Origin of the sequence: Photobacterium sp. GB-72, assembly GCF_003026095.1 — a bacterium.
In the GTDB taxonomy this organism is placed as follows: domain Bacteria; phylum Pseudomonadota; class Gammaproteobacteria; order Enterobacterales; family Vibrionaceae; genus Photobacterium.
The window spans coordinates 130,577-148,833 of the sequence record NZ_PYNV01000012.1 but is presented as its reverse complement, the minus strand read 5'-3'; the positions used below and the strand labels follow the sequence as shown (position 1 = coordinate 148,833).

Annotated in this window: 19 protein-coding genes; 12 read left to right on the top strand and 7 right to left on the bottom strand. The window is 38.2% G+C overall.

The genetic code is table 11. The features are described 5' to 3' along the window. The first annotated feature begins 55 nt into the window (after nt 1-55). The 4 genes from C9J40_RS14465 (at nt 56) to C9J40_RS14450 (ending at nt 4,323) form a co-directional block, all read left to right on the top strand. On the top strand, nt 56-814 hold the full coding sequence (locus C9J40_RS14465; protein ID WP_107247297.1) for a hypothetical protein: 759 nt from the start codon (nt 56-58) through the stop codon (nt 812-814). Nucleotides 815-929: 115 nt separating this feature from the next. Then, nucleotides 930-1,286 carry a hypothetical protein gene (locus C9J40_RS14460; RefSeq protein ID WP_107206942.1) on the top strand — a complete coding sequence of 119 codons (357 nt, stop codon included), beginning with the start codon at nt 930-932 and terminating at the stop codon, nt 1,284-1,286. A 1,010-nt stretch (nt 1,287-2,296) separates the two neighbouring features. Next, nucleotides 2,297-2,959, top strand: a complete 663-nt coding sequence (locus C9J40_RS14455) for a TrkA family potassium uptake protein (protein ID WP_158259293.1) — start codon at nt 2,297-2,299, stop codon at nt 2,957-2,959. Nucleotides 2,960-2,979: 20 nt separating this feature from the next. Next, nucleotides 2,980-4,323: a TrkH family potassium uptake protein gene (locus C9J40_RS14450; RefSeq protein WP_233217642.1), complete on the top strand. Its 1,344-nt coding sequence runs from the start codon at nt 2,980-2,982 to the stop codon at nt 4,321-4,323. Between the two features lie 84 nt (nt 4,324-4,407). On the opposite strand, the gene C9J40_RS14445 is transcribed toward C9J40_RS14450, so the two are convergent. The 4 genes from C9J40_RS14445 to C9J40_RS14425 form a co-directional block, all read right to left on the bottom strand. After that, the gene (locus tag C9J40_RS14445) at nt 4,408-5,289 is read right to left on the bottom strand and encodes a VirK/YbjX family protein (protein ID WP_107206939.1); all 882 of its coding nucleotides are present in this window, start codon (nt 5,287-5,289) and stop codon (nt 4,408-4,410) included. A 261-nt stretch (nt 5,290-5,550) separates the two neighbouring features. Next, nucleotides 5,551-6,309 carry an SDR family oxidoreductase gene (locus C9J40_RS14435; RefSeq protein ID WP_107206937.1) on the bottom strand — a complete coding sequence of 253 codons (759 nt, stop codon included), beginning with the start codon at nt 6,307-6,309 and terminating at the stop codon, nt 5,551-5,553. A gap of 101 nt (nt 6,310-6,410) precedes the next feature. Next, on the bottom strand, nt 6,411-7,610 hold the full coding sequence (locus tag C9J40_RS14430; protein ID WP_107206936.1) for an enoyl-CoA hydratase/isomerase family protein: 1,200 nt from the start codon (nt 7,608-7,610) through the stop codon (nt 6,411-6,413). 40 nt (nt 7,611-7,650) lie between these two features. After that, nucleotides 7,651-8,919: a thiolase family protein gene (locus C9J40_RS14425; RefSeq protein WP_107206935.1), complete on the bottom strand. Its 1,269-nt coding sequence runs from the start codon at nt 8,917-8,919 to the stop codon at nt 7,651-7,653. 203 nt (nt 8,920-9,122) lie between these two features. Between C9J40_RS14425 and C9J40_RS14420 the strand changes: the two genes are divergently transcribed. The 5 genes from C9J40_RS14420 to C9J40_RS14400 are packed head-to-tail and all read left to right on the top strand — an operon-like array spanning nt 9,123 to nt 14,061. Then, nucleotides 9,123-9,506 carry a MerR family DNA-binding transcriptional regulator gene (locus tag C9J40_RS14420; protein WP_199188099.1) on the top strand — a complete coding sequence of 128 codons (384 nt, stop codon included), beginning with the start codon at nt 9,123-9,125 and terminating at the stop codon, nt 9,504-9,506. Nucleotides 9,507-9,537: 31 nt separating this feature from the next. Next, on the top strand, nt 9,538-10,698 hold the full coding sequence (locus C9J40_RS14415) for an isovaleryl-CoA dehydrogenase (protein ID WP_107206933.1): 1,161 nt from the start codon (nt 9,538-9,540) through the stop codon (nt 10,696-10,698). A 10-nt stretch (nt 10,699-10,708) separates the two neighbouring features. After that, nucleotides 10,709-12,316 carry a carboxyl transferase domain-containing protein gene (locus C9J40_RS14410; protein WP_107247296.1) on the top strand — a complete coding sequence of 536 codons (1,608 nt, stop codon included), beginning with the start codon at nt 10,709-10,711 and terminating at the stop codon, nt 12,314-12,316. 16 nt (nt 12,317-12,332) lie between these two features. Further along, nucleotides 12,333-13,136 carry an enoyl-CoA hydratase-related protein gene (locus C9J40_RS14405; protein ID WP_199188096.1) on the top strand — a complete coding sequence of 268 codons (804 nt, stop codon included), beginning with the start codon at nt 12,333-12,335 and terminating at the stop codon, nt 13,134-13,136. Beyond that, nucleotides 13,120-14,061, top strand: coding sequence for a hydroxymethylglutaryl-CoA lyase (locus C9J40_RS14400; RefSeq protein WP_107247294.1), 942 nt, complete (start codon nt 13,120-13,122; stop codon nt 14,059-14,061). The genes C9J40_RS14405 and C9J40_RS14400 overlap by 17 nt, the downstream gene beginning before the upstream one ends. Before the next feature lie 3 nt (nt 14,062-14,064). Here C9J40_RS14400 and C9J40_RS14395 read toward each other — a convergent pair whose 3' ends face one another. Next, nucleotides 14,065-14,343: a hypothetical protein gene (locus C9J40_RS14395; RefSeq protein ID WP_107206929.1), complete on the bottom strand. Its 279-nt coding sequence runs from the start codon at nt 14,341-14,343 to the stop codon at nt 14,065-14,067. A 392-nt stretch (nt 14,344-14,735) separates the two neighbouring features. Between C9J40_RS14395 and C9J40_RS14390 the strand changes: the two genes are divergently transcribed. From C9J40_RS14390 to C9J40_RS14380, 3 genes are all read left to right on the top strand, one after another. Beyond that, the gene (locus C9J40_RS14390) at nt 14,736-15,788 is read left to right on the top strand and encodes a hypothetical protein (protein ID WP_107247293.1); all 1,053 of its coding nucleotides are present in this window, start codon (nt 14,736-14,738) and stop codon (nt 15,786-15,788) included. 164 nt (nt 15,789-15,952) lie between these two features. Further along, complete coding sequence (locus tag C9J40_RS14385; protein ID WP_107206927.1) at nt 15,953-16,234, top strand: hypothetical protein; 282 nt, start codon at nt 15,953-15,955, stop codon at nt 16,232-16,234. A gap of 161 nt (nt 16,235-16,395) precedes the next feature. Next, on the top strand, nt 16,396-16,716 hold the full coding sequence (locus C9J40_RS14380) for a hypothetical protein (RefSeq protein ID WP_107247292.1): 321 nt from the start codon (nt 16,396-16,398) through the stop codon (nt 16,714-16,716). Between the two features lie 56 nt (nt 16,717-16,772). Here the strand turns inward: C9J40_RS14380 and C9J40_RS14375 are convergent, their stop codons facing one another. After that, on the bottom strand, nt 16,773-17,435 hold the full coding sequence (locus C9J40_RS14375) for a tellurite resistance TerB family protein (protein WP_107247291.1): 663 nt from the start codon (nt 17,433-17,435) through the stop codon (nt 16,773-16,775). Nucleotides 17,436-17,660: 225 nt separating this feature from the next. Then, nucleotides 17,661-17,987 carry a peptidylprolyl isomerase gene (locus tag C9J40_RS14370; protein WP_107206924.1) on the bottom strand — a complete coding sequence of 109 codons (327 nt, stop codon included), beginning with the start codon at nt 17,985-17,987 and terminating at the stop codon, nt 17,661-17,663. Nucleotides 17,988-18,257: the final 270 nt, after the last annotated feature.

Sequence of the window (18,257 nt, the reverse complement as noted above, 5' to 3'; positions counted from 1 at the left end):
ATTCGTATAATCTTGTATCATGCTTAAAGAGCAGTAGCGTTAAAGGAGTACGCTTATGAGCACAAGGTTATGCGAAACTGCCAGCCTAGAACTCGAAGTTCAAAGTGCTGTGCAGCAAATCCTAACCACTATGGCATTAAATCCGTCATCTAATAGCCATAGTGCAAAAAAAAATGCGTGTATCTTTCAAAATAAGATCACTTACACGCTCTATCTACTTCTGCAATCATTTCAAGGAGCGTCTCTTAATACCATCAGCAAACAATGCCATTATGGATTTAGTGCCAACTTTCAGGATTTTGATCAAATAAGTCAGGAATTGACTGAGGTTATTCGTCAATCACAACAAGACTTTGCTATTAAAGCGGCGAACAGGCGTGGAACACTGACCCACATCACTCAGAAAGAAACAACTGATTTGGTTAAAAATACATTTAATACTGAATGTGAAATGGTCATGTCTGCTTTATCTATTCAACAAATCACATCACTCATTAACGCATTTACAACACAAGAGGATATAACAAAAAGTCTCGACCTTGTATTTAGTCGAGTAATTGTGAATCAAGATATTGATAAAGGCTTTCAACTATCAAAGCAAGCGACATATAAACTTGTCGAACAAATTTCACACTCGATTACTGGAGAACTATGTCGACTTATTTTAACGCAACATATAAGTCAACTACACCAAGAGGATTTTGAGTTATACTTACAGACGGTCAGAACGCTTGCTGAGCATTTTATCAGCCAATCTTATTTACTCAATGCCCCTTTTCTAATAGATAAGACCGATTTCGATAATTTAGAATAGCTTCAAGTAGCAGGATTATTCCTGCTACTTATCAATGATAAGTATCTTGAACATTACTTAATCACACGTATGATCGAAAAATCCTATTACTCTTATATAAAAGCAATCCTTTCTTATGCCTACATTGTTACGTTTTATAGAAATACACTGGAAAGTTATTACTTTACTAACGCTAATGTTAATTACAGTTTTATCACTATTACCTCAACCCAGCTTACCCCAAGTACCAGGAACAGATAAAACACATCACTTTATCGCTTATAGCGCATTAATTTTTGCTATTGGCCTAAAAATGCCTAAATATTGGTTTTGGTTATTTGTCGGGTGTATTACATGGAGCGGAGTAATTGAATTAATCCAGCCTTATGTTAATCGCTATGGCGAATGGCTAGATTTAGCTGCAAATACCGGAGGATTAATCACAGGCTTTATTCTTTCTCGTATTTGTTACAAGCTATTTTTATCAAAGTAACCATAAGTTTTCACATTAATGATGGCAGTTAATTATCATATATATCTTCCACATAGAACAGAATGAGGTCTGTAAAGTTAACGTCAAACATGCTGGCAATATTTTATTTATTCACATGTTTTTAAACTACTTCTTTCCGATAACGAACAGAGGTAATAAAAATAATGGCATACAATATTGGCAGAGCGGTTTATTACCCTGCCCTAAATCTTTTCAAGATAATCAGAAAATCATGAGTTTCATGATGTGAAAGTTCTAAATTTCCTTATCAAAGACACCTAAGATTAAAGGTGCGATTACCGAACGAAATATAAAAATAGAACACAATGCATATAACGCAATAACCACAAAAAAGGTGGCAGATATAACCACTTACTCGTCTTCGAGTATAATGGAATCGTTCAGCGCACTGCCGATAACAACGTCAACTTTAGTGTTAATAGTTCTGTATTAAACGACATATCAAAAACAACGCATAAAAATGCCCTGTCTGATACTTATCAAGTAATATTAATCAAGGAAAAGGGAAACAGCTTTATTACAATGCAAATATTGGCGTTTTGAGGTAAAAAAGCAGAACAAATTAGTTATTTACACTCATCTAACTTATATACGTGACACCGCACACATAAATGGGCAAAAAAACAACAGTTAGATGTGCAAAATTTATAAGTTTATATGATTTGTACTAAATATAAGATTGCTATTTTTAAAATAAACGCACTAGTAATAAAATAAATTGAATTTAAATCAATAGATTAAGTTAATATTACAGAATACTCTGTAGCAGGTGCAATCTATACCAACACTCAATTATCTTGTATTACAAATAAAATCCTAGCACTATTCACGATCTATTTTGATAATTGGAAATGTGTAACGACTACGTACCTTAAATTGAATAAGACAAATTTTACACGTCCATAGTCTTTACAACATTTTAAAAAATGTATTTTGAATCAACAACAAAACAATTAAAACGCTATACTAAAACAGTTTGGGGAAAAACAATGAATCCTGAAGATAAACAATTTGCCGTTATTGGTCTTGGCAGATTTGGTATGTCACTTTGTCAAGAACTTAGCGAGCGTGGCGCTCAAGTACTTGCTATCGATCTTGATGAAACCTGTGTGCGTAAAGCGGCAGATGTCGCAACTCAAGCTGTTGTTGCTGATTGTTCAAATGAAGCCACCATTTCTGAGCTAAAATTGGACGATTATGATCTTGTTATGGTATCAATTGGTGAAGATGTTAATGCCAGTATTCTTACTACTCTTCTTTTAAAAGAGGCGGGAGTGAAAACAGTTTGGGTTAAAGCAAAGGATACACCTCATAGCAAAATCTTATCTAAAATTGGCGCAGATAAGATCATCCGTCCAGAACGTGATATGGGGATTCGTATAGCTCGCAATATGTTAGATAAACGTATTTTTGAGTTCTCTGAACTAGGAAGTGGTATTTCACTCGCAGAAGTGGTCGTTACAGCAAAAAATATGGGACGTAAAATATATGAACACCCATGTGGTGCTCATAAAGAAACCCAAGTATTAGCACTTAAACGTGGCCCTGAAGTACGTAAAGCTCCTGATCCAAGCACTGAATTACAAGTAGGCGATATTTTAATTATCACAGGACCTGAAAAAATATTAACTGAGACTTTAAGAAAGCTATGAGTTTCATTCCAAACAGGGGCATGTATGTCCCTATCAAAACTGACAACCATAAAAAAAGATGGTCTGAACCTAAGATCATCATTTTTAGTTTTTTAGCCATTTTAATGCCAGCAGCAATCCTGCTCACGTTACCTGCATTTTCAGTTTCAGGGCTTAGTTTTGTCGATGCTCTATTTACTGCAACTTCTGCGATCAGTGTAACGGGCTTAGGTGTAGTAGATACAGGCTCGCATTTTTCCATTAGTGGTAAAGTGTTATTAATGCTACTCATGCAAATTGGCGGTTTAGGACAAATGACATTGTCTGCCGTTTTACTTTACATGTTTGGTTTGCGGTTAAGCTTACGTCAACAAGCATTAACGAAAGAACAATTAGGACAAGATAAATTCACAAATATTCGCCGCCTTGTAAAACACATCATTATCTTTGTGCTTATTTGTGAATTGATCGGTATATTTTTTCTGTCGCTACGCTGGGTACCTGAGATGGGTTGGGAGCAAGGTCTATTCTTTGCAGTATTTCATTCGATTTCAGCCTTTAACAATGCGGGTTTTTCTTTATTTTCAGATGGCTTAACACGCTATGTTGATGATCCTCTTGTTATTATTACGATTTCATCATTATTCATATTAGGCGGTTTAGGTTTTACTGTTATTTCTGATATCAAAAGAAATGCACACCGTGGGTTCCATTTTTTATCTTTGCATTCAAAAATAATGATAATAGCAACACCCATACTATTATTTGTTGGTACCGTAATGATTTGGCTTTTAGAACACCATAATAGCCACACTCTTGGGTCACTTAATGAATCAGGGCAATGGTTAGCAGCCTTTTTCCAATCAGCTACAGCACGTACAGCCGGTTTCAACAGTGTTGATATTGGTAAGTTTACTGAACCAACTATGTTGGTCATGATGCTATTAATGCTTATTGGTGCTGGTTCAACATCTACAGGTGGCGGTATTAAGGTATCAACCTTTGTCGTAGCTATTTTGGCAACATGGTCGTTCTTAAAGCAACGTGATCGTGTAGTGCTATTTAAGCGCACAATTTCAAACCAAACGGTGACAAAATCATTAGCCATCATTGTGGTTAGTGGCATTGTACTTACCATTGCAATGTTTGCCTTAATGATCACGGAAAAAGCCCCATTCTATGAGGTAATGTTTGAAACCATTTCAGCATTTGCGACCGTAGGCGTTACTGCTGGTTTAACAGCAACCTTATCTGAACCCGGTAAATACATCATGATAGTCGTCATGATCATCGGTCGTTTAGGCCCACTAACCTTGGCATACATGTTAGCTCGTCCTAAACCAACCTTGCTGAAATATCCTGAAGATAACGTCGCAGCAGGTTAAAATAAGAAAAACATAAAAAGGCTTGTCACTATGTATCGTGACAAGCCTTTTTTATTGCTTAATCGATTCATTCACTACAATAAATCAATGTTGAATCGTAACACTATCCAATTGTTCTTTAAGATCTTGATCGTATTCATCTAACCAGGCGTAACGTTCACGATACATTTTACGCTTTGGTCGTTTGATATCTTCCATTGCGCGACGCTCTGTATGTAATGGTAATGAATAAAAAGCATCATTGTATTCTTCACCATTATGTTCTTGCCATAATTGATCATAGTTAAGGTTGATCGTTGATGCTTTTTTACCATAGCGCTTAGCAGTGTATACATGTGCACTATTTTTAACCGCATATATATGCTCAATATTCATATCATTAGCAAATAAACGTAAGGTTTCAACCATAAAAGACTTTGGTCGTAAGCCATAAAAAGCTTTCGTAAATAAACGACTAAATCCATTATCGTTAGAACCACCTTGCATACAACCAACATAAATATCATTATCAATAACGGTAAATGCAATAGCGTAATAACGGTGATCATTGCTATCTGTCAGTATTAACGCTAATTCCCCTTCGCGGCGATAAGTGTGGTCAAAACTTAGTTTAACTTGATAGGACTTTTCTTCAATATCAAAGCTATAAAGCTCTAATTCATCAGTATAAATAGTATGTCGAGCTGAATCTGAAAAATGGCTTTCCATCCAGTTATAATGTTTTTTTAAAACCTCAACAATTTGATTTTTAGAAAAACACGTAGCCAAATAGGGTTTTGTAAAGCGCATTAAAAATTCAGGTTGCTGATCAATGACTTCTTTTCGTTGATCATTTAAAAAGAAATGAGCGAGTTCATTATATTGGCGTGAATATACCATCGCTCTAATCGCGTATTTAGCGATAGATAATGTTTTACCGTGATTTTTATGACTGTAAGCGAGCTTTGCAGACTTTAATATACTCATAAGATATCTCTAATCTTGTTTTTCGCAATTGTATACGAAATAAGTATAAAGAATAAGTAATAGAATTATATTTAATAAATTTAATTATCTTCACTAAACAGAAGATGAAAGGTAATATTCATTCATTGAAATAATGAACAGAGAAATCTCATGGAAAAATTAATGCCATACCTTGCTAAATTCGCCTTTACTGTCTCTATGATTATGTTTGTAGTCGGCGGAGGCATGGCACTATATGCGATGTTTTATGGTTAATTAACGTTATAAACGCATACCACCATCAATTTCAAGAATACGCCCAGTGAAGTAGTCATTCTCAATAATATACTTCACTGTATGGGCAATCTCTTCAGGGTTACCAACACGCTCAAAAGGTGCTGATGCCTTCATTTTTTCAAGCACTTCGGGCTTCAATTGGTCAGTTAAAGGAGTATCAATCAAACCGGGAGCAATTGCAGCAACACGAATACCGTATTTTGCTAACTCTTTCGACCAGCCCACAGCCATCGTTGCAACTGCCGCTTTTGACGCCGCGTAGTTAGTTTGGCCTAATGTTCCTGCTCTAGCGACACTTGAAATGTTAATAATAACGCCTTGAGATTCTGTCTTGATCATCTTTTCAGCGGCTTCTCGTCCACACAAAAATGAACCAGTAACATTAACATCCATCACCGTTTGAAATTGGTCTAGCGGCATTTTCGTTAATACGTCATTACTTTCACTAACCAGGAAGCCATCATCAAGAATACCAGCATTGTTAATTAAGACATTAATATGACCGAAATCTTCAATAATATGTGCAAATGCTTGAACAACTTCATCTTCGCTTGTTACGTCAGCCTCATAGATCATTGCTTTACTGTTTAACATATGACACTGATCTTGCGTTTGACGTAACCCAGCTGAGTTGATATCAATTAAAGCCAATTCAGCGCCCATTTGAGCTAGAGTTACAGCCATCATTTGGCCTAGACCTTGACTAGCACCGGTAATGACAACAACGCTATTCTCAATATTCATTAATTGCTCCTGAATTAAAACAAAAGTTTAACTCTGTTACTTTAACGTATATTTATCCATCACAATATTTCTATTCATAAAATCTAAGTTATTATAAATAATTAGCTAATATTGACCTGATTAATTGGATTCTCATGCTCAGACCAGATAGGTGTAAATATTTGCTCAATTACCTTGTTATCAACATCATTTACAGATGAATAAATCCAGTTAGGCATATAATCTTTATCAATTAAATGCGCTCGGACACCTTCTTTGAACTCACCTAACAAACCACAATTTACTGAAAGACCCAGTTCCATTTTTATACAGTCAAGTAAAGATACATCTTTGTAGCTTTGTATTTGTTTAAAACAAATGTGTGCGGTAATAGGGCTACCTGCATTCATGGCCTTTTTTGCTGTCTCTATCCAGCGGCCCAAACCATCAATGGCATTAATTTGGTCGTAAATAGTGGGTAATGATTGAGCAAAACAAGCCGCCTGAATTTGTGCAAAGTATGGCATCAATTGATTTGCAGGTAACACAGAGTGCGCTTTTTCAGCACCGTTATTTAATATGACCGAGATTGCTTCTGATACCAATGACTGACTTTGCGTATCAGCCAATATTGTTGACCATGGGTAATGCTTTAATTGTTTAACAACATTATCATAAGCACTATTTGCAACAATATGATCAACCATTGCTAAATCTCGAGCATCACAAACGTTGACATGTGCACCTGTTAAGCCCAAAAACATACCGATCCCATCAGGAAGCTGGTTTAAAAACCATGTCGCACCAACATCAGGATATAAGCCAATAGTTATTTCCGGCATCGCTAATACTGTATTCGGTAAAGCAACGCGATGGCTTGCGCCAATATATAATCCTAATCCTCCCCCCATGATATACCCATGTCCCCACGCAATTACGGGCTTGTTATAGTGATGGATGAGTAAATTACAACTATATTCAACGGAGAAATATTCCGTTAAAAATGGCTTAGCTACGTGACTTTCAATTTGATCTAACGCTATCTTTGGTGGCTTTTGTTGATGCTTTAAAGCAGGATCATTTTCCATTGCATAATACATACTGCGCACATCCCCACCTGCACAAAAAGCGCGATCACCCACCGATTTAATCATTACAGCAACAATGCTTTCATCTTCACGCCAAAGCTGTAAATACTGGTAAATCGTTTTATGCATATTTAACGTAAGTGCATTAAGCGATGATGGATTATCCAGCTCTAGTACACCAATACTATGTCCATCAGTACAACGGATATAGGAAACATTCACCATTCCTGTCATCACTTACTCCTTTAACTTATTTCCAATCTTCAATGTCATACTATTTAACATCAACTTCAATCGCAATTGCCAATGCTTCTCCTCCACCAACACATACAGCAGCAACACCTTTTAGCGTTTTCGTGCCACTCAACATTTGCGCTTGTTGTCGTAATGCATGGGTTAATGTCACCACGACTCTTGTTCCTGTCGCGCCTATTGGGTGACCTAATGCACAAGCTCCACCGTTAACATTCACTTTTTCAGCATCAATACCTAGCTGCTCTATCGCGGCAATTGTCACCACAGCAAAAGCTTCGTTAATTTCCCACAAGTCCACATCATCAATAGACCAATTAAGATCATCTAATAATTGGTTAATGGCATGAATAGGTGCAATAGTAAATTCATCGGGGGATCGACTATGACTGGCATAACCTTTAATTGATGCCAGTGGATATAAGCCTTGTCGTCGAACTTGTTCAGCTTCCATTAACACTAAAGCTGCGGCACCGTCACCAATAGCACTTGATGAAGCGGCAGTGATCGTACCTTGTTCACCATGTTGCGAAAATAGAGGAGGAAGGTTTGGTATTTTCTTAATATTCACTTCATTCGGGTGCTGATCTTTTTCAACCGTCACTAATGCTTTTTGACTCTGAGCGGTAATAGGGACGATTTCAGCGTGAAATGCCTGACGACTATCCGCTTTGCGGGCTTTATTAATTGACCTTACAGCCCATTCATCCATGATTTCTCGTGAAATATTATATTTTGTTGCCGTTTGTTGACCATAAACGCCCATTAAGTGCCCATCAAATGCATCTTGCAATCCATCTAGATATAAATGATCAAGTACCGCTTTATGGCCTATTCGCATACCGTTTCGACTGTCTGTGAGTAAATAAGGTGCATTGGTCATACTTTCCATGCCTCCAGCGACAGCCGTTCGAATCGCTCCAGCTTTAATCATATCGCAAGCCAATAAGATTGATTTTAACCCTGAGCCACAAACTTTGTTTATCGTAGTACAGGAAACCGATACAGGAATTTTTGCCATCAAAGCTGCTTGTCTTGCAGGGGCTTGCCCAACACCTGCCGTTAATACACAGCCCATAAAGACTTCATCAATCAATTGTGCAATGTGCTCATACTCTATCTCATTATTATGTTCTAAAGTCGTATCTGTTGGCTGAACACGTTTAACATCTCGTAATGCTGCTTCAATAACAATACTACCAAGCTGAGTGGCGGAAAAATGCCGTAAATCGCCTTGAAAACTCCCAATTGGCGTTCTTTTAGCAGCAACGATCAGAATATCCTTACTCATACCAATCACCTCTTTACGTCAACTTAGAAAACATTGCCTGCAGGAATATTAGGGGATTTCTTGACGCTTTTGTAAGCATAGCACTAACATTTACGTAAACGTTAAGAAACATTTGCTGGGATTTTAATACTCAAAATCACTGCTCTGCTTAACCGATAGGTGAAAAGTTTTTACCTATCTAACGTTGCAGGAGACTCAATGTGATGACTTTCAAAATCAGCGAGCTTGCAAACGAATTTAAAATAACACCACGCAGTATTCGCTTTTATGAAGATATAGGTTTGCTTTCACCTAAACGAGATGGCGTTAATCGTGTCTATGGACGACGAGATAAAATTCGACTCGGTTTAATACTTCGCGGTAAGCGTTTAGGCTTTTCTTTACAAGAAATCGGGGAACTCTTCAGTTTATACGATGACAACAAAAGCCATGCTCAGCTTCTTTCCATGATCAACATCATCGACCAAAAACAACGACAACTGACCCATCAACGCGCCGATATTGATATCACTCTTATTGAACTTGAACGCGCAAAAAAACGCTGTATGCACACCCTAATAAAAACAGAATCATACAAAGACAAGTAATCTGAACAGGTTCCGCAAAGGAGGCTTTACTATGCATAGCCAATACTCACCACTCAACTTTGATTTAGGTGATACTGCCAATATGCTGCGCGAACAGGTTAACTTATATGCTGCTGAACATATTGCTCCTATCGCTAACGAAATAGATCAAGACAATCAATTTCCCCATTACCTCTGGCAATCATTAGGCGAAATGGGCTTACTTGGCGTCACCATTGCTGAACAATACGGTGGGGCTGCTATGGGCTATTTAGAACATGTTATCGTGATGGAAGAGATCAGTCGTGCTTCTGCTTCAATCGGATTGAGCTACGGTGCTCATTCTAACTTGTGTGCAAACCAAATATTCAGAAATGGTAATAATGCTCAGAAGCAACAATACCTACCAGCATTAATCACAGGAGAACACATTGGTGCACTGGCAATGAGCGAAGTGAATGCTGGGTCTGATGTTATGAGCATGCAGTTAAAAGCAGAAGATCACGGTGATCATTTTTTACTCAACGGTAATAAAATGTGGATCACTAATGGACCAGAAGCCAATACGCTTGTGGTCTATGCCCGCACCTCAGCCAACGCAATCACTGCTTTTATTATTGAATCACAATTTGATGGTTTCTCTACTGCGCAAAAGCTCAACAAATTAGGTATGCGTGGTTCAAATACGTGCGAGTTAGTTTTTATTAACTGCAAAGTACCGAAACAAAACGTACTGGGTGACGTCGACCACGGCGCAAAAGTCTTAATGAGTGGATTAGACTTCGAGCGCGTAGTACTTGCTGCCGGCCCACTCGGTATCGCGCAATCATGTTTGGATGTCGTGATCCCTTACATCCATGAACGAAAACAATTTGGCAAAGCGATTGGTGAATTTGAGCTGATCCAAGCCAAAATTGCAGACATGTATACCCAACTCAATGCTGCTCGCAGCTATGTTTACACCGTTGCAAAAGCCTGTGACCGCGGTGAAGTCACCCGTAAAGATGCAGCTGGCGTAATTTTGCTTAGTGCTGAACTAGCCACAAAAATGGCGTTAGAAACCATTCAAATACTCGGTGGTAATGGCTACATCAATGATTACCCTGCCGGACGTTTATTACGAGATGCCAAACTTTATGAAATTGGTGCAGGAACTTCAGAGATAAGACGCATGCTAATTGGACGTGAATTATTCTCAGAATCAGCTCGCTAAGGAGTAAGCCATGGCTCAACTTACCTCAAAAGTAGATACAACCAGCCAATGGTTCAAAAACAATAATGATGAGATGCAATTGTTGGTTGACGACTTAAACACCCAGCTAGAGATAATCCATCAAGGTGGTGGAGAATCGGCATTAGCACATCAAAAAAAACAAGGTAAACAACCAGTAAGACAAAGAATTTATCAGTTACTTGATAAACACAGTCCATGGTTAGAAATAGCCCCTTTTGCCGCACTAAATGTCTATAGCGAAGCCGTGCCTTGTGCGGGGATTATTGCTGGCATCGGATACATCCACCAGCATGCGTGTATGATCATTGCCAATGATCCTTCAGTTAAGGGTGGAACATATTTCCCACTAACGGTAAAGAAACACCTGAGAGCCCAAGAAATCGCTGAAAAGTGTCATCTTCCCTGTATTTATATTGTTGATTCTGGCGGCGCTAACCTACCCCACCAAGCCGAAGTCTTTGCCGATAAAGATCATTTTGGTCGCATCTTTTTCAATCAAGCTCAAATGTCAGCGAAAGGGATCCCTCAAATTGCCGTAGTTATGGGGTTGTGCACTGCAGGTGGCGCATACATTCCAGCCATGTCTGACGTGTCTATCATGGTAAAAGATCAAGCAACAATCTATTTAGCTGGTCCCCCTTTAGTAAAAGCAGCAACAGGTGAAGAAGTAACAGCACAAGAATTAGGTGGAGCCGATGTTCATTGTAAAAAATCAGGTCTTGCTGATTATTATGCTAATGATGAAGCACATGCATTGAGTCTTGCACGTGATGCTATTGCTAGCTGCAATATGGCAAGTGCTAGTATTCATCATGATTCCACTGCATCTCCACCTAAATACAGCATGGATGACATCTACGGCATTGTGGGTACCAATATCCGTATTCCATTTGATATTAAAGAGCTCATAGCCCGTTTAGTCGACAACTCTGAATTTGACGAATTTAAAGCCATGTATGGCAATACCCTCGTTTGTGGCTTTGGATCCATTGAAGGTCACACTGTTGGTATTGTTGCTAATAATGGCATTCTATTTTCAGAATCGGCACAAAAAGGCGCTCACTTTATTGAGCTATGTTGTAAGCGGAAAATCCCTCTGTTGTTTTTACAAAACATCACCGGATTTATGGTTGGTAAACGGGTTGAAGCAGAAGGTATTGCAAAACACGGCGCAAAAATGGTGATGGCTGTTGCCTGTGCCAATGTGCCCAAATTTACCGTTATCATCGGAGGCTCTTACGGCGCAGGAAATTATGGCATGTGTGGGAGAGCTTATGATCCAACCCTATTATGGATGTGGCCTAATGCGCGCATATCCGTCATGGGAGGTGAGCAAGCCGCTGAAGTCTTATCGCAAATCACTCAAGCTATCCGCCAACGAGGAAATAAACCTTGGACAGAGCAAGACGAACAACAAATCAAACAGCCGATTTTAGCGCTCTATGACAAACAAGGTCATCCCTACTACGCCAGTGCACGGCTATGGGATGACGGCATTATTGATCCTAAATCTACCCGTAATGTATTAGCTCAGGCGCTTTCAATTACTCAGCATGTCCCTATAAAAGAGACCCGATTTGGTATTTTCCGCATGTAACATTTTAGGTCATATTATGAAAACACAACCAAATATATTAGTGTCGATTTCATCTAATAACATCGCGACCATTACTTTAAACCGTGTCGATAAATCGAATGCTTTTAATGCTGAACTCATCGGTGATCTGCTCGCCGCCCTTAATCAACTTAAAACAAACCAAGAGATACGCGGCCTGATACTTGAAGCCAATGGTAAACATTTTTCATCGGGTGCTGATCTGCTTTGGATGAAAAACATGGCTTTAGAAACCGAGCAAAATAATCAACAAGATGCAGCTCAACTTGCTGAACTTCTCAATCAACTCAACCACTTTCCAGCTCCCACCATTGCCGTCGTTCAAGGGGCTGCTTTTGGCGGCGCATTAGGGTTAATTTGCTGCTGTGATATTGCCATCGCCAGTATCAACGCGAAATTCTGTTTAAGTGAAGTAAGATTAGGGTTAGTGCCAGCGACAATTGCCCCGTATGTTTGTCGTGCAATAGGGATTCGCCAAGCAAAACGTTTTATGTTAACCGCAGAGTTAATCACGGTAGAACAAGCACTCGAACTTGGTTTAATTCACCTTATTTGTGATGATATACAACAAGAAAAACAGGTAATACTTCAGCAAATCTTAACCAATAGCCCAGCAGCGCTTGCAACAGTCAAAACCTTATGTCGTCAATGTGAAGTCGAAATCATTGATCAACGTTTAATTCGTTATACCAGTGAATTAATCGCCCGAGTTCGATGTTCACCACAAGCACAAGAAGGCATACAAGCTTTTTTCGATAAAGTCCCACCAAGTTGGAGTAAAGCCAATGACATTAACGAATAAGCTTCAATTATCGCTACCCGATGCTATTACCGTTTTTGAGGTTGGGCCCCGTGATGGATTACAAAACGAACCTCATCTTTCAACATTAGGTGATAAAGCAACAGCGCTTAAAATAGCACTGATTAATGAATTGAGTCAGACAGGCTTAACGCATATCGAATCAGGTGCGTTTGTTTCGCCAAAAATGATCCCAGCGATGGCTGATTCGGATAGTGTATTTTCGCACATTCAACGCCATCCCAATATTTTCTACTCAGCTCTGACTCCTAATTTACAAGGCCTAGAAGCGGCCATTAACGTTAATGCCAATGAAGTCGCTATCTTTACTTCTTGCTCTGAAACCTTCACGCAAAACAATATACACGCCAGTATTGATGAAAGCCTTCGACGATTTGAATCTGTTATTGCGATAGCCCATCAACACTTAATACCTGTACGTGCGTATTTATCCTGTGTGATAGATTGTCCGTACGAAGGAAAAACACCACCACAAAAAGTCGCAGAAATTGCAAAAGCTCTCATCGACATGGGCTGCTATCAAGTGTCACTGGGAGACACAATAGGAACAGGAACGCCATTACGCGTTGCTACCCTGTTGGAATGTGTAAATCAGCAACTTCAATCAAAAGCCATCGCCGTCCATTTCCATGATAGTTATGGGCAAGCAATCGCGAATATTTATCAAGCAATGCAAATGGGTATTACGACAATAGACAGTAGTATTGCGGGATTAGGTGGTTGCCCATATGCACCAGGAGCAAGTGGTAATGTAGCAACAGAAGATGTTCTTTATTTATGCCAAGGACTTAACATCAAAACCGGCATAGATTTAGAAAAATTCACACTGGTTAGTCAAACATTTTGCCAACAATTGGGGATACGACCACAGTCTAAAGTTGCTTTAGCTATGGCGCATCGCCCATAAACTTTATTCAGCGTCTCTACGAACTCGTTCTTCAGATTCAAGCTCGTTCACAGCGTCCCACAACTGTTGTTCACGGATACGTTGACGCTCTAAATTAGCATTAATACCATCGACAATCTGTTTATCTAATGGGCCTAAATAGTGATCAGCACAATCATGAAAGATACTCCGAAATTCTTCCATCGTTGGTAGTCGGTTATTATGCTCTTCAAAGTTATCAAAAATATCATGAACTTTTACTGACATATCCCGTTTAATGCTTTCTATCTCTGAACTATCCATACATCCCTCGAGCGCACTTAGTTTCATATGATTCAATAACAGAAATATCTAAAACTGTCATTAAGTTCTAGAACATACCATTAATATTTACACTACATGTCACAAAAGCTTTGTGATAATAAGCCACAATATTCAAAAGCGATTGATAAATACTGTGTATCAATAATATCCTAGCTATGAGGACGTAAGCATAAAAATCATTTTCAGTATAGTGTGATTACACATCATTCAGATGATGATTTAGTGATGAAAATATAACAACTGAGATAATTAGCTTTGTTAGCATAAAATCATAACAATTTAAGTGTCTCTATTCTCAGTAAAAATAACATCTGTATTTTGATGTTTATTTAGAACTATAGTGACGAATTCGAAAAGGAAGTTTGAACAAATTGAAACCATTAGTCTCATTTAAAACTCGCTATAAACAGCTTTGTTTACCGTTTTTTTTATTCTCAATAATACCCAGTATTAGCCAAGCTGAACCCGTTAGCGATACGAGTACTGATCCCAACAATCAATCAAGCATGGCAGATTGGGTTGATGACTCACACCAATCACTTACCGACACCGTCCATGATATTGGCGAGTACCTTGACGAAAGTTTAGCGAAAGACGATGACGAAAGTGCACTTACCAACCGAAGCTATTTACGTATTCGTAATCGTTTAGCCTACTCTTACCGTGGCAAACTTGATAATGACTTCAAAGTTTATTTCAAACTTGACCTGCCCCATGTAAAAAGAGACTGGAAACTAATCATTGATTCCGAGCCCGGCGACTTCGATAGTCTTGAAAACAAGCAACGTGGTATTGCCACAGGCAACAAAACCACATCAGGCGATACTGTGGGTGCATTTCGTCTTCAAGATGCCCACTTTGGCAACTGGAATTCAGATTTTGATATTGGTATTAAATTAAAGCTTCCACTTGATCCTTTCACAAAAATGCGACTTACACGCGTTGATCCTATTAGTGAAAACTGGACAACCCGACTTGAACAACAAGTCTTTTATTATCACTCAAAAGGGTTAGGTTATCTGAGTGAGCTCAGTGGCTATTACGCGATAAACCCTGAGCATTCGAAAATATTCAAAACCACAACCAGCGCGCAGTACTTGAAAGAAGACGATAAATGGGAACTTCTCCAGCAATTTGAATTATTCCATCGTTATGATGATAAGAATTTATTCGAATATTCAACAGGGATCAGTGCTGATACTGGAGAAAATAAAGAAATCACAAACTATTGGATATCTGCAACGTGGAATAAACGTATTTACAAACACTGGCTATATCTAGGTGTTCGTCCGCAGCTAGAATTCCCTCGTGAATACAACTATCACGCTAACCCTGGGGTCATGATTGAGCTTGAAATGTTCTTCTCTAAAAACAGAAAAATTGATCGTTTAGGCCGTTATATTCCTAAACCAACTCACCCATAGGCACAAAAGTAATTATGGTATGGCTATAACGATGATGCGAAATACCGCCTCATCGTTACCATCAAACCATGAACAACGACACAAAATCTGATCACTGCACTTCACTCTCATCAATAACTGGAATAATTTAACAACTAGGCAACAATCTCGCTTAGGAGTACATTATGTTTCATTTAAAGAAAGTGATCTTCTCTGTATTGTTCCATTTCTATCAGTTTTTCAGGCTTAGTTTTCCGCTATGGCTAATGATTTCATCACTTGGTGTCAGTCTTGGCTTAATATTACTTCTTTCTGGTGATAATCATTTTCAACAAGGGATTAGTACCATAACCAGTTTCAGTCTCATCACTATCTATCTGATAATACTAAAATACTTCTATTCAAAATTATTAAATTGGAGTGATACTCGCTCTTCTAAAGAGATAGTTGTATCGCTTAAGCAATAATGCATTTAGTTCATCGCTTAAAATACTCACAATTTCAACCACTATGGCATTGGTTACGGTTTGATTAAGGGTATTGCTATAATATACTCATAACGAATTATAATGGTTTTGCTTGTCGCTTTTGTAATCACAGCAAGATTGAATATATAACTGAGTATATTATGAATAAATATTTACCCTTTATTGGCTTAACTTTATTGATTTCAGGTTGTGCGACACAGACTGTACCGCAATCAGAACCACAAGTGATCACAAAAATCGTAAAACAAGATACGGCGCCAGTAGAAAAAAAAGGCTATGACGATGGTTGTAAAAATGCCATGGAAGCGCAGTTTTTACCATCCAAAGAAATAGTAAATAGCTACGATACCGTAAATAGAGCAGCTTACCTAAAAGGCTGGGAAAAAGGTTATAAACAGTGTGTTATTGGTTTAGGTCCAGTCAGAATCAATAGTTCTATGCCAGCGAGTCAAACAAAATAATATTGACAATCAGGGGCTATATTTAATTAGCCCCTATCTTAGCTGTGTTAAATCAATCACGACATAACATTTGCTTGTTCTTCTATTCGCTGAACTAAGCCTACTGGCAGTTTTAATGCTTGGGCTAATGCGTCAAGATAAGCACGCTCTAAGAAATGATCGACATCAATAGCCAATAATGTAACTAAATAAACTTCAGAGGCTTGCTCTAAGCCACTAACTTGCGCCGCAATGACTTGGGGATCTAACGGTGCATTTAGCCAACGAACAATCACAGTTTCAACATCATGGCTGATCCCATTTTCAATCATCCATTGTGCTATCGCTGTTTTTTCTTGCTCGTCAATATGACCATCAGCTTTTGCTGCAAAAATCATAGCTTGAACTAACAAGTCTTGGTTTGTTCTTAATTGGGTATTTGGGGAAATCGCTTGCTGTGAGTCCATTGCCGTATTAGAAGCATGTGATGACTCTTGCGACCATTTCTTATAAGCCTGATAAGCGACCGTGCCAATCACAGCAGTACCACCAACTAAGGCAGCTTTACCACCATATTTTTTGGCTAATTTACGACTTTTCTTATTGCCTAATAATGCACCAACAACCCCACCAGCTGTCGCTCCTTTTAATAAATCAGAGGTACTTGAACTAGATGTGGTTTTTCCCTTATCCATATAATTACTAGCTTGATTTATTAGCTGATCGAATAAACCTTTCATCGTCATTCTCCATAAAAAGGGCATATATTAATACTATGGAAAAACAGATTAATTAAACAGCTTTAAAGCGTAAATCAATGTAAATTAGCCACTTTATTCACACAGACAATTGAATAATAACAACCAATAGATACCATTAATAATATTATTATGTATCTATTAAGCATAAAAAAACGCTCTAAAATAAGAGCGTTAATATAAATTCAATCTGGTTCAATAAATAGATTAAACGGTATAAAGAACTTTAATCACATGCCAACCAAACTTAGTCTTTACAGGTTCTGGAATTAATCCGCGTAAGTTATTATTTTTCTTTTTTAACGCTTCACTGGTACTGATTGCTTTACCAGAAAAGACCGCTTTATCAAACTGCGGCACCATTGCACCTTTACGGAACTCACCAAGATCTCCCCCTTTTTTACCCGACGGGCACGTTGAGTGTTTCTTAGCAAGATCTTGAAACTTTGCACCCTTTTTAAGCTGTTCTAGAATATCATCAGCCAATTCTTTGTGTTTCACTAAAATATGAAGTGCGTGTGCGCTAGAAGCCATCGTGGGTTACCTATTTCATTACTTTTTATTGCGCAATTTTGCGATAAATGCCGTAAACTAGCAAGCTATTCACTAAATTTGAATAAAATTTAAAAACACCATTCATGCAATACTTATTCTACTATAACGGGATCATAATTTTCGAATAAAAGCTTAAAAATTTAACGACTTATGACCATTACACACGTTATCATAATCGTCTCATTCACTTTCCATTCATGGTTGTTACGTTACAATTATAAATATGAAAATACGTCATAGATATTTATA

Coding starts and splice junctions, on each gene's coding strand:
- C9J40_RS14435 (WP_107206937.1), bottom strand. CDS start 6,309: ATGAATATTGAGAATAGCGTTGTTGTCATTACCGGTGCTAGTCAAGGT.
- C9J40_RS14445 (WP_107206939.1), bottom strand. CDS start 5,289: ATGAGTATATTAAAGTCTGCAAAGCTCGCTTACAGTCATAAAAATCAC.
- C9J40_RS14405 (WP_199188096.1), top strand. CDS start 12,333: ATGAAAACACAACCAAATATATTAGTGTCGATTTCATCTAATAACATC.
- C9J40_RS14420 (WP_199188099.1), top strand. CDS start 9,123: ATGACTTTCAAAATCAGCGAGCTTGCAAACGAATTTAAAATAACACCA.
- C9J40_RS14455 (WP_158259293.1), top strand. CDS start 2,297: ATGAATCCTGAAGATAAACAATTTGCCGTTATTGGTCTTGGCAGATTT.
- C9J40_RS14400 (WP_107247294.1), top strand. CDS start 13,120: ATGACATTAACGAATAAGCTTCAATTATCGCTACCCGATGCTATTACC.
- C9J40_RS14385 (WP_107206927.1), top strand. CDS start 15,953: ATGTTTCATTTAAAGAAAGTGATCTTCTCTGTATTGTTCCATTTCTAT.
- C9J40_RS14425 (WP_107206935.1), bottom strand. CDS start 8,919: ATGAGTAAGGATATTCTGATCGTTGCTGCTAAAAGAACGCCAATTGGG.
- C9J40_RS14370 (WP_107206924.1), bottom strand. CDS start 17,987: ATGGCTTCTAGCGCACACGCACTTCATATTTTAGTGAAACACAAAGAA.
- C9J40_RS14430 (WP_107206936.1), bottom strand. CDS start 7,610: ATGACAGGAATGGTGAATGTTTCCTATATCCGTTGTACTGATGGACAT.
- C9J40_RS14380 (WP_107247292.1), top strand. CDS start 16,396: ATGAATAAATATTTACCCTTTATTGGCTTAACTTTATTGATTTCAGGT.
- C9J40_RS14415 (WP_107206933.1), top strand. CDS start 9,538: ATGCATAGCCAATACTCACCACTCAACTTTGATTTAGGTGATACTGCC.
- C9J40_RS14410 (WP_107247296.1), top strand. CDS start 10,709: ATGGCTCAACTTACCTCAAAAGTAGATACAACCAGCCAATGGTTCAAA.
- C9J40_RS14465 (WP_107247297.1), top strand. CDS start 56: ATGAGCACAAGGTTATGCGAAACTGCCAGCCTAGAACTCGAAGTTCAA.
- C9J40_RS14460 (WP_107206942.1), top strand. CDS start 930: ATGCCTACATTGTTACGTTTTATAGAAATACACTGGAAAGTTATTACT.
- C9J40_RS14395 (WP_107206929.1), bottom strand. CDS start 14,343: ATGGATAGTTCAGAGATAGAAAGCATTAAACGGGATATGTCAGTAAAA.
- C9J40_RS14375 (WP_107247291.1), bottom strand. CDS start 17,435: ATGAAAGGTTTATTCGATCAGCTAATAAATCAAGCTAGTAATTATATG.
- C9J40_RS14450 (WP_233217642.1), top strand. CDS start 2,980: ATGTATGTCCCTATCAAAACTGACAACCATAAAAAAAGATGGTCTGAA.